Below are 17,033 nucleotides of genomic sequence, written 5' to 3' on the forward strand. Positions count from 1 at the left end.
GATTATCTGTAAAGGTCGTAAATTTTTAAACGTAAATATTTGTTAACTGCAAAAGTTGTACTGATGGCCGTAATAAAAATGCCAACACCAACTAAAAAGAGAAGCACAATACCAAATTCTGTATAATTCCTTAGAATAACAATTTCCGGAATCTCTTTTTGCGCATAATATAAAAGGCCTAACAAAATGATCACTGCAATGAATGAAGCGATCAGTCCGTGTAACATGGCCAGTAAAATGAAAGGCTGACGGATAAAATTCTTGGTGGCGCCCACCAGCTGCATACTCTTGATGATGAAACGCTGGGAGAAAATAGCCAGCCTGATGGTGTTGTTGATCAGGGCAATGGAGATCACTAACAATATTGCTGCAAACCCAAGGACGATGAGGCCTATGGTATTGATGTTCTGGTTCACCATGTCGATCAGAGAACTCTGGTAGATCACCTCTTTAACGACAGGATTTTTACTGATATTGGCTTTCAGCGCGTCTATACTTTTGTTATTTGCATAGTCGGCTTTGAGGTACACATCTACCGTAGACAGCAGGGGGTTATAGCCAAGGAAGTTTACGAAATCCTCGCCCAGGTCCTGTGTAAGGTTTCTTGCCGCCAGTTCTTTGTTTACATACTGGGTTTGTTTGACTGCCGGATTGGCATTCAGTTCTTTCTGAAACTGCAGCACATCCGCTTCTTTAGCGCCTTCGTCTACAATAATATTTAATACAATATTTTCCTTCACATAGTTAGAAAGGTTCTTTGCATGTACCAGTATTAAACCCAGTACACCCAGCATTAACAAAACCAGTGTGATACTAAAAATAGTAGAAATATAAATGGTTTTTGTTTTCTTAGAAGCATCACTAACTTCAAATTCTTCCATGTTATTTATTTATGTTCTGCGAAAATAAAAAAATATAAGCAAAAAAATTAATTATATGCCTTTTAAACGGTTAAACAGTATTGTATCGTATGTTATTGGCCTCTGATCCAATTTCTTTTCATAACCTTTCTGAAACACCCTTTATTTAGTTATTTTCGCGCTGTATAAAGGAATAGCAGTAAATGGATTACCAATTTAAAGAAATAGAGCAGAAGTGGCAGCAGTTTTGGGCGGAAAACCAAACGTTTAAGGCAGAGAATAATTCTGCAAAACCTAAATTTTATGTGCTGGATATGTTTCCATACCCTTCAGGGGCTGGTTTACATGTTGGCCATCCGCTGGGTTACATTGCATCTGATATATTTTCAAGATATAAAAGAATAAAAGGATTTAATGTGCTGCATCCTATGGGGTACGACTCATTCGGGTTACCTGCCGAACAATATGCGATACAAACAGGTCAGCACCCTGCATTAACTACTGAGGTAAATATCAATACTTACAGGCGCCAGCTGGATCAGATCGGGTTTTCTTTCGACTGGAGCAGGGAACTGCGCACCAGTGAGGCCGACTATTACAAATGGACGCAATGGATTTTTATGCAGCTGTTCAATTCATGGTATAACCTGGATACGGACAAGGCTGAAGATATCAGTACGCTGATCGAAAAGTTCAATATTTCGGGCAGTGCCGATGTAAGGGCGGTTTGTGACGAAGAGGTGAAAAGCTTTATGCCGGGCGACTGGGCAACGATGACCGCGGAGGAAAAACAGGAAGAACTGCTGAAATACCGGTTAACTTACCTGAGAGAAAGTACCGTGAACTGGTGCGCAGCACTGGGAACGGTACTGGCCAATGATGAGGTGAAAGAAGGATACTCTGAACGTGGCGGCCATCCCGTAGAGCAGAAGAAGATGATGCAATGGAGCATGCGTATTTCGGCCTATGCCGAGCGTTTGCTGCAAGGACTCAATACGATCGACTGGCCGGAGCCGGTAAAAGAGATGCAGCGTAACTGGATCGGGAAAAGTGTGGGAGCAAGTGTGCGCTTCAATATTGAAGCCCGCGAAGGTGCAGAAGTTCCTGCAGATTACATTGAGGTGTTTACTACTCGTGTAGATACGATATTCGGGGTTTCCTACCTTGTACTGGCACCGGAGCATGAGCTGGTTCCTTTTGTAACTACGCCGGCACAGCACGATGCGGTTAAAAATTATATCGCACAGACAAAGAAAAAGTCTGAGTTAGACCGCATGGCAGATACGAAAACCGTTTCCGGAGCATTTACAGGAAGTTATGTGATCAACCCCGTTAGTGCTGAACGCGTACAACTGTGGATTGCCGATTACGTACTTGCCGGTTATGGTACAGGTGCGGTAATGGGCGTGCCAAGCGGTGACCAGCGTGACTGGCTGTTTGCAAAACATTTTAATCTGCCTGTAGTGCAGATCCTGGACGGACAGAAAGACATCGAAGTTCAGGCTGACCCTACTAAAGAAGGCCTGTATATCAATTCCGGCTTTATCAATGGAATGGCCTATGCCGAAGCAGTGAAAACACTGAACAGCTGGCTGGAAGAAAAGAAAGTAGGTAAGGCTAAAGTTAACTACCGCATGCGCGATGCCATATTTGGCCGTCAGCGTTACTGGGGAGAGCCTATCCCCGTATATTTTAAAGAGGGAATCCCTTACCTGATCAAAGCCGAAGAATTGCCGCTGTTATTGCCTGAGATCGATAAGTACCTGCCAACGGAAACCGGTGAGCCACCGTTGGGAAGGGCTGAAAACTGGAGCTATGAGGACCAGTATATCTATGAGTTGAGCACCATGCCGGGATGGGCAGGATCCAGCTGGTACTGGTACCGCTATATGGATGCGCAGAATAAAACTGAATTTGCTTCGAAAGAAGCCATTGCATACTGGAAGGATGTGGATCTGTATATCGGCGGATCGGAACATGCTACAGGGCACCTGTTATACAGCCGCTTCTGGAATAAGTTTTTGAAAGATCTTGGTTATGTAAATGAAGAGGAGCCTTTCAAAAAGCTGATCAACCAGGGAATGATCCAGGGACGGAGCAATTTTGTGTACCGCGTGATTGAAGCAAATGGAAGGGCTACAAATACGCTGGTTTCTCATGGATTGAAAGACCAGTACAAAACTTCTGCCTTGCATGTGGATGTGAATATTGTAGACAATGAGATCCTGAACATTGAAAAGTTTAAGCTTTTCAGGCCTGAGTTTACCGGTGCAGCATTTATCCTTGAAAACGGAAAATATATCTGTGGCGTAGAGGTAGAGAAAATGTCTAAGTCTAAATTCAACGTGGTGAACCCTGATGTGCTGATCAGCAGTTATGGTGCAGATACGCTGAGGATGTACGAAATGTTCCTGGGGCCGCTGGAACAAAGCAAACCATGGAATACCAATGGTATTGAAGGTGTGTTTAAATTTCTGCGCAAGTTCTGGCGTCTGTTCCATAACGATGCCTGGGAATTTAATGTGAACGATGAGGAACCAACAAAGGCAGAACTGAAGGCCTTGCATAAGATCATCAAAAAGGTGCAGGAAGATATCGAGCGTTTCTCGTTCAATACTTCGGTATCCAGCTTTATGATTGCTGTGAATGAGCTGACTGATCTTAAATGTAATAAACGTAGTATCCTGCAGGACCTGGTGATCGTGCTTTCACCATATGCACCGCATATTACTGAAGAACTCTGGTCATTATTAGGTAACAAGGAAAGTTTATCCTTTGCAGTTTACCCGGTGTTTAACCCGGCGTATATGGTGGAGGATGAGTTTAGTTATCCTGTTTCCGTGAATGGGAAAACGAGGTTGAATATCAACCTGAGCCTGGCACTGGATGCTGCGGCAATTGAGGAGATCGTACTTGCGGATGAGCAGGTGCAGAAGTACCTTGATGGCAAGACGCCGAAGAAGGTGATCGTGGTGAAGGGGAGGATTGTTAACCTGGTGGTTTAATCCGGTCAAACCATCAACTTATCCATTAATTAATGACTTAATTATATGGCTATCGTATCTTATTTGTTTTTTTCTGGATATGGAAAACTTCAACTGATTTATTGTTTAAGAATTGATAATCTTTGTTTAGATGATTCTTTCAGAACAGCACATCGGTTATATTAAGAATTTTTTTTCTGGTCGTCCGGTTATAAAGGCATATGTATTTGGTTCATTCATACCACACCCATTGGAATGAAATTTTTTTCTTATCAGGATGAACTTGAGCAGATTTTGCAGAAAAAAGTTGACCTTGTTAGTTATGAAGGTTTATCCAAATATGTGAAACCCTTTGTTGATAAAGATAAGGTCCTGATCTATGAAAGGCAGATTAGGTGATAAATTAAGGTTACAGCATATTCTTGATTCAATTTGCGAAATTGAAAATTATCTTTATGATGTTACTATCGAGCAATTTTTGGGAATTCAGAGAAACGTTTTGCAACTATAGAACAAATCGAGATTATTGGAGAGGCATGTAATGCCATTACAAACGAGTTGAAGTCTGCTCATACGGATATTCCGTGGAGAGCAATAATAGGTTTCAGGAATATGTCAATTCATGAATATTCGGACTGAACTTGCAGCTTGTCTGGGAGATTGCTAAGAATGATCTTCCGGAGCTTAAGGAAAAAATGCAAATGCTGTTGGACTCATCTATATAATTGATGATCCCCGGATGATCTCCTGAATGTACTGCAGGAGGATTACCCTTTAAAAAAAAAGAGTACGCTATCAAGGCCTTTTGCTGCGCTTCAGCAGCAAGCAGCATTGATAGCGTACTCTTATTTTAACTCAAAAAATCTCCCAAAGGGAACCTACTGCAGAATCCACATGACGCCGTTAATATCGTCATTACCCGCGAACTGGCTTTGTAAAGCCTTATTATAGTTCGCTGTGTTAGATGTTCTTTCAGACACCGGATATTGGAATCTCGTAGCGATACGTGTTCCGTTACCCGTGCCGGGGCCTGTAGTGAAAGTTGGAACGCCTGTTCTGCGGTTAGTGAAATACGACTCCAGACCTGAATGGCGGAAAAGGGCAATGTATTTCTGTTGCAGGATCCTGGTCAGGCCTGTACTGCCAGCCGCATATTGAACCAATGGCTGGGCGTAATAAGCATCGAAGTTTGCAGTGATGCTATAGTTGTCGTAGTTCGATGCCTTGGTTACATCCGTTGATCCCGGACGGTAGAAATAAGCAATAAAAATGCCATTATCAGGTATACCATAGCCAGTCATCGAAGCTTTGATCCCTGCTTTGTAATAGGTTGATGCATCTCCTGCTGCCCAGCCACGGTTAATTCCTTCTGCAATGTTAAATTGCTGTTCTGCATAACCGATTTGTATGGTAGGCTCACCGGTGAATGTTGAATAGTAGTGCTTTCTGTTGATGAATGAATATTTCTGCAGCCCGGCGTTATTGTACATGATACTTAAATCCAGTCCGGCGTCCGCTCCGATAAATGAATTGAAATCTGTAGGACTCTGTTTCAGTACATCTACTGCATCACGTGAGGGCTCAGCAGTAACAAAAACCCTTGGGTCTTTTAACTGGGTCAGCAGGCTGACATAAGTGGCAGACATATTTTTACGGGAACCGCTCTGCCCAAAGTTGTTGGGGTTTGAAGGGTAAAAATTGCTTGGAGTAACATACGTATACTGCATATTGTCATCCACACCAGACATCAATGGATATTTGGCGGGATTGTTCAGTACCGACGCAAATTGTGCAGCTATATTCAGATCTGCATCAGCTGTTTTTTTGCTCAGTTCAACCAGCAGGCGTAACCTGAGCGCATTAACAGCTTTCTGCCATTTGCTGAGGTCATTGCCATAGAAGATGTCGTTATTCAGCGCAGCACCTTCTCCCGTACCGCCTGCCGAGGGGTTAGCGATCAGCTGTGTCATATCGGTATTTGCGCTTTCAAGCCAGGCCAGTGACTGCACCATTACTGCTTTTTGAGTGTCATAGACAGGCTCCAGGGTATTCAGTCCCTGCAGTGCCTGTGACATCGGGATGTCTCCCATTTCCAGGCTCATCTTACTGAAAAAATAGGCTTTGAAAAACTTACCTACTGCTTCATATGGATTGACAGCTGCGCCACCGGTATTTGTTGCTGCAGTTTCCATAGCAGTTACATTTTTTAATGCAGAATAATAATCATCCCCGCTGGCAAAATCATATCTGTTATTGCCATAGTAATCATAGTTGTACAGGTAGTACTGGTCATAAATCTCCGGTTGTTTCTCCGGAAGATCAGCCATGCTGTTCATTATACCGTTAAAAAGTAAAGAAGCAGGTACCGTAGAAGGCTTGTTATTGTTTTTTGTTAAGTCGTCAAAACTCTTTTTGCAACTTGTTGCTGCCAGTATAATTAATAGGGGCAGTATATATATTTTAATGTTTGTTTTCATAGATCTTAGAATGAAAGGTTTAAATTGAAACCATAGCTGCGTACTGTGGGCGACTGTAAGCCCGTAGTATTGGTGGCGTAGTTGTATTGATCAAGGTCCACATCTTTAAATCTCTTGTCTTTGTAGAAATACAGCAGGTTCCGTCCGTAGATAGAAGCAGATGCTTTTTTAATGAATGACTTCTCCAGGTATTTCTTGGGAAGTTCATATCCCAGGGTTACTTCGCGCAGTTTAGCGTAAGTTTTGCTCATCAGGTTGGCCTCGTCAGCATTGTAGTACTGACTTACATAACCCTGTACAAGAGATGTTTTCGTATTGGGCGAATATTGCAGGTCGCCATAGTTCAGTACTGCACCAGTTGCCGAGTTGTAATTGATTGCTTTTCCGTTAGAGATCACTACACCCTCGCCTACATAAGAACCACTATAGTTGTCTTTACCATAGTTTAGCCAATCCTGGTAGCGTGCAGCGCCCAGTGCGCCTTCAGCAGTCTCAATGTTACTACCTCCGCGCAGGGTTTTATTGTGCACATAATCTACAATCACACCGCCTACTGATCCGTCAAACTGGAAGCCTAAGCTCAGGCTCTTGTAATGGAAGGTATTTGAAATGCTCCAGGCAAACTTTGCATTTTCATTGCCGAGATTTTGCAGCACCGGATTGATCAGTGGTTTACCTGATGCATCATTGATAATCTGCCCATCCTGGGTCCTAACAAATGCAGTTCCGTATAATTTATCTGTGCGGTCGCCTTCCTTAAAGAAGGTTTTATAAACACCCTGTCCCGAAGGCAGTTCCTTGTAAACTTCTTTAAAGGTAGAGATGTTAACCATTACGTCCCAGCTAAAACCGGTTGAAGTCCTGATTGGATTTCCGGTAAGGGAGCCTTCATAACCTGTTTTCTTGGTTTTTAAAGCATTGATATATTCAGTAGTATAACCTGTACTTGTTGATATCGTATTGGCTAATATTTGCGGCCCGTCGATATACTGGAAAGCGGTACCGCTAAAACCCAAACGGTTTTTTAAGAATTTGATGTCAAAACCTTCTTCATAGTTTAAGCGTGTAGAGGTTTTGATTCCATTCTGAAACAGATAGTCAGAGGCGTATCCGGCAGGCTGGCTGTTATAAGGTTTGGTAGATGAATATGAACTTACCAAAGAATAATCGGGGCCATTGTATGGAGATTTATACGTTGTTCCGTATCCGAGCGGGTTATAAAACAGGGGATCAACACCTGAGGTTGTTCCGCCCAACACTGAAATAGAGTTGTACGGAGCGGGGCCAATCGTAGTAGATGTAGCATCAGATTTGATACTTGAATAGGATACGCGGCCTTTTAAATAAGATATTACTGCCGGAAGTTTAATATAATCAGATACGACTGTCGCTAGTGACAGACTCGGGTAATAATAGGTAGTTGGTGTCTGGAAAGCTGAAGATTTATCTATCCGGCCTGTGCTGGATAACGTAGCATATTTTCCGAAACTTGCATCTAACGAGTAGTAAGCACTCAGTACACGCAGCTGAGAGTTAAAACTGGTAGACTGTATGGCGTTTTTAGAGTTACTGAAAGTATATACTTCAGGTACGCTTAAATAATCTGTTGAGGTCCAGCTTGAGTTGTATTTGAAGCTCCTCATGTTTCCGCCCAGTACACCGGACAGGTTCAGGAACTTTTTAACGGTATAATCATAGTTCAGCATTACCTCTGTATTGTTGTCAAACAGGTCTCTGCGGTCTTCACGGTAATCTCCCTGGTTTCCTTCACGTCCGTAAGGGTGGGCAGAATAGGGCAGTTTCTCGGTACGGAGAATGTTATAAGTATCAATCTGTGAACGCAAAGTTGCATTCAGGTTGTCATTGATCTTATAGTTGCCTGAAAAATATCCGTAAAGATCGTTCTTATAATGTCCTCGGGTCCATTCTTTTACCAGTAACCAGGGGTTATGGTAACGTGTATATTCTGCAAATTGCGATTGTACACCTTCTTTACCTGGCTGCCATATTGCTTTAATATCAGGGGCATTCACATCCCAGTCGGCGCCTGTCCATATTGCAAGGTTATAAATGATACTATTGGGACCATATTGTACGTCAGGGAAGTTATCAGTTGTTTGTCTGTTGAAATCTACGTTTGCCTCAAACTTCCAGCGCTTGCTTGGCGTAAACGCTGCATACACATTCAGGTTTGCGATATCCAGGTATTGTTCGGGGATATAGCTCGACTGATGTTGCTGAGAAGCAGAAAAACGGGTTGTATACGTATCTCCGGTAGAAGAGAGGGAAATATTGTTATTGGTTTGATAACCTGTTTTTAAAAAGTTTTTCAAGTTGTCTGCACCCCTTGCGGTATATGGAGTGCCTTGTCTTACACCGTTTACTACAGGGCTGTCATACTGGGGGATCAGCTGACCATTGAAGTAAGGTCCCCAGATATCATAATCAGCATCTACACCACCCGGTGCCCCGCCTTTACCATCCACAAACTGGTATTGAGTGTTCTCTCCTGCGCCATAAGAATGCTGTATCCTTGGAAAGGCCAGGAACCCTTTGTTGATCACAGTACTGCTGTTGAAATCTACGGCCAGTCCTTTACCTTCTTTATTGGATTTTTTGGTAGTAATCAGGATTGCTCCGTAAGAGGCGCGGTTACCATAGAGGGCTGCAGCCGCAGGGCCTTTTAAAACGGTGTAACTTTCAATGTCATCAGGACTGATGTTATAGGTATCAGTATTGATCGGGAAACCATCTACAACATATAGTGAAATGGTATTTCCCCTGAGGCTTACATTCGGTGAGCCCAGTAATTCAGGAGAAGGACCAACTGATAAACCCGCTACTTTACCGATCAATCCGGTAATGGGGTTCGGATCGCGGGCGGTAGTCAGGTCGCCGCCTTTCACGGTTTGCGTAGCATAACCGATGCGGCGGGTTTCTTTTTTTATACCCAGCGCGGTAACCACCACTTCGCTCAGCTGACTGCTGTTGCTGATCAGGTTTACTGTCAATGCGGTGTTGCCTGTAATGGTCATTTCTTTCGGATCAAATCCGACGGAGCGGAAGACCAGTACCTGTCCCGGAGCTGCTGAAATTGTAAAGCGGCCATTCCCATCGGTAGTTGTTCCTTTGTTTGTGCCTTTCAGTACAATGCTGATGCCCGGTAAGGGCTGATTTGTTTCGTCATTAACCGTACCTGTTATTTGCGATTGTCCGAATGATATCATCGGAGCAATGTAAATTAACAGTATAGTCAACAAAGTTTTTAACGGTTTGTAAATGTGTCCCATCTGCTTATATTTATTTGAGAAATGAAATAGTTTTTTGATGCAGCAATACTAAACTTTGTTTATTATTTGTAAACTAAGATTAGGTTAAGTATATCTTAACATTTCATGTCCTAATGGTTAAGCGGATGGGTTCTGGTAATGTACCGCAGATATATATTTTACAATTGCTTAATGTTAAATTTGTATATTAAAATTCTGTATTGGATAAATGTTTTAGTGACAGTTGTTTGAGGAATGTAATGTTATTAACTTCCAGATGGGTTTCTTTAGCTTTATCATCCCAGTAACGCAACTGGATCATGAGAGTGGCATCAGGATGAGATTCAAATTCTGCTGCTTCCTCTGTACTCATTCTTCCGCCCTGAAAGTTTAACGTAGTTTTGCTGGCATCAGACAGCTTTTCGTAATACTCGGGGAATTTATAGGTGAGATAACGTTTAGCGATGACGTGGCTTTGAACCAGTTGGGTAAGGCGGTCGGAGAATCCTTTTTCGGAAAGATATTCGGCACCTAGTTTTTCATGGTCTGCCGCTCCCATACCGTCCATGCTGTCTGCCTCATCACTTGCGCAAAGATGGCCGATGTCGTGGAAAAACGCGGCCAGTATCACCTCGTCATCATATCCTTCTGCGGAGGCAAGCGCTGCGGCCTGCGACATATGTTCTAACTGGGATACAGGTTCTCCGATATAGTCTTCATCTCCATGCTTTTCATACAAAGCAAAGATTTCGTTCACAATGATCTGGGCATTACGTGCGGATACTGGCATATGATTTTTGTTTTTAGCAAAGAAAAATTCTCTATGTTATGTTATTGTTATGTCAGTGCTATATAATGAGCACGGTCAGATTAACCTCTTGTTTTACAATTGTTTGTTGTTTTCTGTTTATGGTGTAGTAAGTCCGTGATTATTGTCATGGGCCGAATTATTTTATATTTTTGCGGCGTTTGATAAAAGAAAATATTAAAGGACAATGAGAAGTGACGTACTGATACAGATTAGTAACCGGATAAAAGAACGCAGGCGCGAAATGAATATTACAGTACAGGAACTATCTCTGAGGGCAAATGTCAGTAAGGGCCTGATTTCTCAGATTGAGAACAGCCGCACCATCCCTTCGTTAATGGTATTGATAGATATTATCAAGGCACTTGAAATTGATCTGAATTCTTTTTTCAAAGACATCAGGTCTAAAGAAAGCCAGTCGCCCGTGCTCATTAAACGCAGGGCTGATTACGATCATTTCGAAAAAGAACATGCTGAGGGCTTTTTATATCAGCGGGTTTTTACACAGTCCTTTACCGCCTCTACTGTAGATATTGTGATCCTGGAATTAGAACCTAATGCGCTGCGCCCGCTTGTACAAACTGAGGCTTTTGAATATAAATATATATTGCAGGGCAAAATAGAGTACCAGTTCAACGGAGAAAAATATGTGCTCAACCAGGGCGACTCTATGTTATTCGATGGCAGGATCCCGCATACACCAAAGAACCTGGGCCGGCAAACCGCAAGAATGCTGGTGGTTTATTTTTTTGAAGAAAAGAATTAAGGTGATATTTAATCATATCTTAATATTTACTTAGTTTAAGCTTAATAAACAAAGTTTAGTATTGCTTAACATTTAAATAAGCAATATATGTCAGTCAAACTAGTGGTTTTTGATCTTGCCGGTACTACGGTTAAAGACAACAATGATGTAAGCAAAGCCTTTCAGTCGGCCTTAGGTAAGTATGGGTACAACATCCCTCTTGAGCTGATTAATCCTATTATGGGTTATGAAAAAAATGAGGCGATTACGATGATGTTAAATACGCATGAGCCCGATGCCTCAAAGATTACTGCTGATCTAATCCACGATATCCACAAGGATTTTGTTGGTGAGATGATTCATCACTATTGTTTTACAGAAGGAATTGAATCTTTACCAAATGTAGAGCAAACCTTTGCTGCGCTGCAGAAGAAGGGAATTCAGGTGGGGATCAATACAGGTTTTTCCCGCAATATTGCTGAAGCCATTGTAAACCGGCTGCAATGGCGTGAAAAGAACCTGATCAATTACCTCGTTGGCTCTGATGAGGTGAAACAGGGGCGTCCGTTTCCATTCATGATCGGGAAGATGATGGAAGAAGGAAATATCAATGATGCCAACGATGTAGTGAAGGTGGGGGATACCGAAGTAGATATCCGTGAAGGGCAGAATACGGGCTGCCGGTTTGTGATCGGGGTAACTACCGGGGCATTCAGCAGGGCTCAGCTGGAGCCTTATCACCCAACCCATATCATTGACAATATAGCAGAGGTTCTCGATATTATCAAAAGCTAAGGTTATGCAGGTCCTCAGCCATCTTAAAGCCAGAGTGGCCAAATGGCCATATGGTTTGCATTCCGTCATGACCGCATTTGCCGCGTTCGGAACCTATACCTGCATGTATGCCTTCCGTAGAGCATTTTCTGCAGGCATCTACGGCGGGCAGCAGTATTTTCATATTGACTATAAAGTATGGCTGGTTATTGCACAGGTTTTAGGGTATACCATCAGTAAGTTTTATGGGATCCGTTTCATTGCAGAGGTCAGGCCTGCAAACAGGGCAAAAAGCATCCTGGTGCTGATTGGTATCTCCTGGCTTGCCCTGCTTGGCTTTGCGCTGATTCCCGCACCTTATAATATCTCCATGCTTTTTGTCAATGGCTTTCCTCTTGGCATGATCTGGGGATTGGTTTTTGGCTATCTCGAAGGCCGGAAGTATACAGAGTTTATGGCGTCTGTCATGTCTATCAGCCTGATTTTTGCCTCAGGTTTTGTGAAAACGGCCGGGCGTACGCTGATAGACGGATTCCATATCAATGAATATTTTATGCCCTTTTGTACAGGTGCACTATTTGTTATTCCTTTGTTACTGTTTGTGTTTTGTATGGAGCTGATGCCTCCGCCCAGGACAGAGGATAAGCAGCTGAGGGCAGAACGTGCGCCAATGTCTGCTGAAGAAAGGAAGGCGTTCTTAATCCGCTTTCTTCCCGGCATTACCCTGACCGTGATCATTTATGTGATGCTTACCATGATGCGCGATATCAGGGATAACTTTGAAGTAGAGATCTGGGCAGGACTGGGCATCAAAAGCAATAACATCTATACGCATATTGATACGATCATATCTATTATTGTTTTAACGGCAATGAGCCTGCTGGTCCTGGTCAGAAAGAACCTGCTTGCTTTCAGCCTGATTCACATCATGATCATTGGCGGCTGTATACTGGCAGGGATTGCTACAGTATTGTTCAACCTTAAGCTCATTGACCCGATCAGCTGGATGACTATGGCCGGTTTAGGGTTATATTTAGGATATGTGCCATACAATGCGATCTTTTTTGAACGCATGATCGCTTCCTTCAACTATAAAAGTAATGTAGGTTTTGTGATGTATGTAGCCGATGCCATGGGATATCTTGGCAGTATCAGTATTTTGCTGATCAAAGAAGTGGTAAAACCGGGAATCAGCTGGGGTCAGTTTTTTAAACATGGCCTGCTGCTATTATCGGTCGTCGGGGGGATTGGAGCAATACTGTCGCTGCTTTACTTTTTACAAACAGCAAATAAAGAACAAAAAGAAAAGCGTAAACTTAATTTATATACTGCATGAGTAAACGATCAGCCATAGTTATTGGCGCAGGCATAGTAGGGCTGGCTACCGCAAGGGCATTGGCGGTCAGAGGTTACGAAGTAACTGTTTTTGAGCGTAATGAACGGGCTGTGGGCGCTTCGATCCGTAATTTCGGCATGGTCTGGCCTATCGGACAGCCAACAGGCCCGTTATTTGAACGTGCAATGCTTTCCAGGGGAATCTGGAAAGCAATCTGCTCAGAGGCAGGCATCTGGCATGATGAAGTAGGTTCCTTGCATATCGCGTATCATGATGATGAATTTCAGGTGATGACCGAATATGCAGAAGCAAACCGGTCAATTCGTGACTGCAGCCTGCTTTCAGCTGAGCAGACTTTACAAAGATCACCTGCAGTAAACCCTGATGGATTGAAAGGCGCCTTGTGGAGTGGAACGGAAATGATCGTGGAAGCCCGTGCAGCCATACATCAGGTAGCAGACTATCTGAGCGGAAAATATGGAGTAAAATTTCACTGGAATACGGCCATCAGCCAGATCCGCCATCCTGCAGTGATCTCGGGCCGGCAGCGCTGGGAAGCGGACGAAATTTTTGTCTGCAGCGGGGCTGAATTTGAAACTCTGTACCCGGAATTGTTCAGCGCTGCGGCTATCACCAAGTGTAAATTGCAGATGATGCGGCTGGAAGCACAGCCCGATGGCTGGCGGATCGGGCCTTCGCTCTGCGGCGGTTTGTCAATGATCCATTATCCCGGCTTTCAATCGGCTCCTTCTCTACCGGCCTTACGGAAACGGTATGAACAGCAATACGCAGAATATCTGAAATGGGGGGTGCATGTAATGATATCACAAAACCATACGGGTGAACTTACCGTGGGTGATTCACATGAATATGGCCTGGTGCAGGATCCTTTCGATAAAGATTTTATTAACCGGATGATCCTGGATTACCTTCAGACTTTTACCACTTTAAAGAGCAACAAACTGATCCAGACCTGGAACGGCAGCTATCCGAAGATGCCAAACGGACAAACTGAGTTTATCCTCGAGGCCGAAGCCGGAGTGATGATCATCAATGGCCTTGGCGGAAATGGAATGACCCTATCTTTTGGTTTGTGTGAGCAAATAATTGAAGGTCGTACAAATATTTTATCATAAATTCATCTCCTATTCATACCATACATTTATTTTTCGCTTTATGGACAACAGAAGAGAATTTATAAAAAAGGCAGCACTTTTATCCGGAGCGGCAGGCCTGTACAGCGTTTTGCCCGCCTCGATATTAAAAGCAATGGCTATTGACCCAAAGGTGGGAAGTACCTATATGGACGCGGAACACGTGGTGATCCTGATACAGGAAAACCGTTCTTTTGACCATTGTTTTGGCACACTCAAAGGAGTGAGGGGCTTTAATGATCCCCGTGCAATTGACCTGCCCAATAAAAACAAGGTATGGATGCAAAGCAACGCCGCGGGCGAAACCTATGCCCCATTCCGCCTGAATATTAAAGATACTAAATCCACCTGGATGAATTCATTGCCCCACAGCTGGAATAACCAGGTAAATGCGCGTAATGACGGTAAATATGACCAGTGGCTGAATGTAAAGCAGTCCGGCACTCCGGCTTACGCCAAGATGCCGCTCACACTGGGGTACCATACGAGGGATGATATCCCTTTTTATTATGCCATGGCCGATGCCTTTACGGTGTGCGACCAGAATTTTTGTTCTGCATTGACCGGGACTACCCCAAACCGCCTTTTCCTGTGGTCTGGCACCATTCGCGAAGAGCAAAATGAAAATTCAAAAGCCCATGTATGGAACGACGATGCAGATTTCGGTACTTTAAACTGGAAGACCTTCCCGGAAAGACTGGAAGAAAGCGGAATCAGCTGGAAGTGTTACCAGAATGAACTGAGTATTGATGTAGGCCTTCGAGGTGAAGAAGATGCATGGCTGTCAAATTTTACGGATAACCCACTCGAATTTTTCTCGCAATACCATGCCGATCTGCATCCCCAGCACCTGGAGCAGATCAAAAGACGCCTTCCCGTCCTGGTGGCCGATATTGTAACACTGAAAAAACAGCTTGCCGCACTGCCGGCCGGAGATGCACAGGCTGAGCCTTTGAAAAAACAGCTAAACGAAAAGCTGCTGGACTATAAAAATAAAGAAACTTTATTGGAACCTGGGCAATTTGACCGGCTTCCCCAACATCAGCAGAATATACATTTAAAGGCTTTTGATACCAATAAGAAAGATGCCAACTACCATTTGCTGACTGATCTTGCTTACAATGATAACGGCATCCCACGCAGCATGAAAGTGCCCAGAGGCGATGTGCTTTATCAGTTCAGAGACGATGTGAAGACCGGGCATCTGCCAGCGGTTTCATGGATCGTAGCCCCTGAAAACTTCTCAGACCATCCGGGTGCTCCCTGGTATGGTGCATGGTATATTTCCGAGGTAATGGACATCCTGACGAAGAACCCTGAAGTGTGGAAGAAGACAATCTTTATCGTGACCTATGACGAGAATGACGGCTATTTTGATCATGTGCCCCCTTTCGTAGCGCCTCATTCTCATAAAAAGGGTACAGGTAAAGTTTCAGCGGGAATAGACACACGGGTAGAGTATGTTACCCTGGAACAGGAGCTTGCCAGGAAAGATTTTCCAGTGAAATATGACCGTGAATGCGCAATCGGACTTGGATACAGGGTGCCTATGATCATCGCTTCGCCATGGAGCCGTGGTGGCTACGTGAATTCTGAGGTGTTCGATCATACGTCTACATTACAGTTCCTGGAGAAGTTCTTATCAAAAAAAACGGGTAAAAAAATAGAGGAACCTAATATCAGCGAATGGCGCCGTACGATTTGCGGCGATCTGAGCTCTGTATTCAGGCCCGATGGCAACGAAAAAATGGTTAACCCTGAGCCCGTCGTTAAAAACGATTTTCTGGAAGAGATCCATAAAGCCAAATTCAAAAAAATACCTTCTGATTTTAAACTACTGACAGCAGAGGAAATCGCACAGCTCAACCGTGATCCTCAAAGTTCTCCATATATGGCAAGACAGGAACCAGGAATCCGCCCTGCAAATGCGCTGCCCTATCAGCTATATGTTGAAGGCAGGCTGAGTGCTGATAAAAAATCATTTGAGATCACTTTTGAAAATAAAGATGAGGTCTTTGGCAAGCGAACTGCAGGTGCACCCTTTAACGTTTATGCTCCCGGGAAATACATGAATATCAATCATCCGGGTGTTTTGGATGAAGTAAGGACATGGGCTTACGGACTGAAAGCGGGCGACAGGCTAAATGACCAATGGCCGCTTGCTGAATTTGAAAAGGACATTTATCACTTGCGGGTATACGGACCTAATGGTTTTTACCGCGAGTTTATGGGCGATGTAAATGATCCCCTGGCAAATATTAGTGTACGTTACCAGCATAACCCTGTCAGAAAGGGTACCCTTACAGGAAACCTAGAAGTAAAAATAGCCAATTTATACCCTGACGATTATCAGGTTGAAATTATTGACCATAGCTATAAAATTAACAATCACCATAAAACAGCAAAGGCATCCCTGACCACAAGTATTATTCTGAACCTGGAAAGCAGCTATGGATGGTATGATTTCAGTGTCAAAATAAAAGGTTACGATCACTTTACCAAAAGATATGCCGGCCGCATTGAAACGGGTAAAACAAGTTTTAGTGATCCTTTTATGGGCAGAACAATAGTATAATCGGCGCTACGGCTTCAATAAGTTTGCTTTGAATAGTATAATCTTTGTGAA

General features: G+C 43.5%; 11 protein-coding genes. 7 read left to right on the plus strand and 4 right to left on the minus strand.

Annotated elements, in window-relative coordinates:
• Window positions 1-2: 2 nt before the first annotated feature.
• A complete protein-coding gene (locus BLW16_RS10515; RefSeq protein WP_090556548.1) occupies window positions 3-881 on the minus strand; it encodes a cell division protein FtsX in 879 nt (292 codons plus the stop codon).
• Between the two features lie 182 nt (window positions 882-1,063).
• On the opposite strand from BLW16_RS10515, the gene leuS reads away from it, so the two are divergent.
• Window positions 1,064-3,865, plus strand: coding sequence for a leucine--tRNA ligase (gene leuS / locus BLW16_RS10520; RefSeq protein WP_090556549.1), 2,802 nt, complete (start codon window positions 1,064-1,066; stop codon window positions 3,863-3,865).
• 453 nt (window positions 3,866-4,318) lie between these two features.
• Window positions 4,319-4,483, plus strand: a complete 165-nt coding sequence (locus BLW16_RS24020; protein ID WP_090556550.1) for a HepT-like ribonuclease domain-containing protein — start codon at window positions 4,319-4,321, stop codon at window positions 4,481-4,483.
• Window positions 4,484-4,722: 239 nt separating this feature from the next.
• Here BLW16_RS24020 and BLW16_RS10530 read toward each other — a convergent pair whose 3' ends face one another.
• The 3 genes from BLW16_RS10530 to BLW16_RS10540 form a co-directional block, all read right to left on the minus strand.
• Complete coding sequence (locus BLW16_RS10530) at window positions 4,723-6,321, minus strand: SusD/RagB family nutrient-binding outer membrane lipoprotein (protein ID WP_090556551.1); 1,599 nt, start codon at window positions 6,319-6,321, stop codon at window positions 4,723-4,725.
• A 5-nt stretch (window positions 6,322-6,326) separates the two neighbouring features.
• Window positions 6,327-9,548, minus strand: a complete 3,222-nt coding sequence (locus BLW16_RS10535; protein WP_245735216.1) for a SusC/RagA family TonB-linked outer membrane protein — start codon at window positions 9,546-9,548, stop codon at window positions 6,327-6,329.
• Between the two features lie 250 nt (window positions 9,549-9,798).
• The gene (locus BLW16_RS10540; protein ID WP_090556553.1) at window positions 9,799-10,380 is read right to left on the minus strand and encodes a phosphonate degradation HD-domain oxygenase; all 582 of its coding nucleotides are present in this window, start codon (window positions 10,378-10,380) and stop codon (window positions 9,799-9,801) included.
• 205 nt (window positions 10,381-10,585) lie between these two features.
• Between BLW16_RS10540 and BLW16_RS10545 the strand changes: the two genes are divergently transcribed.
• From BLW16_RS10545 to BLW16_RS10565, 5 genes are all read left to right on the plus strand, one after another.
• The gene (locus BLW16_RS10545; protein ID WP_090556554.1) at window positions 10,586-11,164 is read left to right on the plus strand and encodes a helix-turn-helix domain-containing protein; all 579 of its coding nucleotides are present in this window, start codon (window positions 10,586-10,588) and stop codon (window positions 11,162-11,164) included.
• An 87-nt stretch (window positions 11,165-11,251) separates the two neighbouring features.
• A complete protein-coding gene (locus BLW16_RS10550; RefSeq protein ID WP_090556555.1) occupies window positions 11,252-11,938 on the plus strand; it encodes an HAD hydrolase-like protein in 687 nt (228 codons plus the stop codon).
• Between the two features lie 4 nt (window positions 11,939-11,942).
• Window positions 11,943-13,253 (plus strand): DUF5690 family protein, encoded by a 1,311-nt coding sequence (locus BLW16_RS10555; RefSeq protein ID WP_090556556.1) that lies wholly within the window; start codon window positions 11,943-11,945, stop codon window positions 13,251-13,253.
• Window positions 13,250-14,389, plus strand: coding sequence for a TIGR03364 family FAD-dependent oxidoreductase (locus BLW16_RS10560; RefSeq protein ID WP_090556557.1), 1,140 nt, complete (start codon window positions 13,250-13,252; stop codon window positions 14,387-14,389). Before BLW16_RS10555 ends, BLW16_RS10560 begins: the two co-directional genes overlap by 4 nt.
• A 40-nt stretch (window positions 14,390-14,429) precedes the next feature.
• Window positions 14,430-16,982: a phosphocholine-specific phospholipase C gene (locus tag BLW16_RS10565; RefSeq protein ID WP_090556558.1), complete on the plus strand. Its 2,553-nt coding sequence runs from the start codon at window positions 14,430-14,432 to the stop codon at window positions 16,980-16,982.
• Window positions 16,983-17,033 lie beyond the last annotated feature (51 nt).

This window comes from Pedobacter hartonius (genome assembly GCF_900107535.1).
Classification (GTDB): Bacteria; Bacteroidota; Bacteroidia; order Sphingobacteriales; family Sphingobacteriaceae; genus Pedobacter; species Pedobacter hartonius.

Coding starts and splice junctions, on each gene's coding strand:
- BLW16_RS10515 (WP_090556548.1), bottom strand. CDS start 881: ATGGAAGAATTTGAAGTTAGTGATGCTTCTAAGAAAACAAAAACCATT.
- leuS (WP_090556549.1), top strand. CDS start 1,064: ATGGATTACCAATTTAAAGAAATAGAGCAGAAGTGGCAGCAGTTTTGG.
- BLW16_RS10530 (WP_090556551.1), bottom strand. CDS start 6,321: ATGAAAACAAACATTAAAATATATATACTGCCCCTATTAATTATACTG.
- BLW16_RS10535 (WP_245735216.1), bottom strand. CDS start 9,548: ATGATATCATTCGGACAATCGCAAATAACAGGTACGGTTAATGACGAA.
- BLW16_RS10540 (WP_090556553.1), bottom strand. CDS start 10,380: ATGCCAGTATCCGCACGTAATGCCCAGATCATTGTGAACGAAATCTTT.
- BLW16_RS10545 (WP_090556554.1), top strand. CDS start 10,586: ATGAGAAGTGACGTACTGATACAGATTAGTAACCGGATAAAAGAACGC.
- BLW16_RS10550 (WP_090556555.1), top strand. CDS start 11,252: ATGTCAGTCAAACTAGTGGTTTTTGATCTTGCCGGTACTACGGTTAAA.
- BLW16_RS10555 (WP_090556556.1), top strand. CDS start 11,943: ATGCAGGTCCTCAGCCATCTTAAAGCCAGAGTGGCCAAATGGCCATAT.
- BLW16_RS10560 (WP_090556557.1), top strand. CDS start 13,250: ATGAGTAAACGATCAGCCATAGTTATTGGCGCAGGCATAGTAGGGCTG.
- BLW16_RS10565 (WP_090556558.1), top strand. CDS start 14,430: ATGGACAACAGAAGAGAATTTATAAAAAAGGCAGCACTTTTATCCGGA.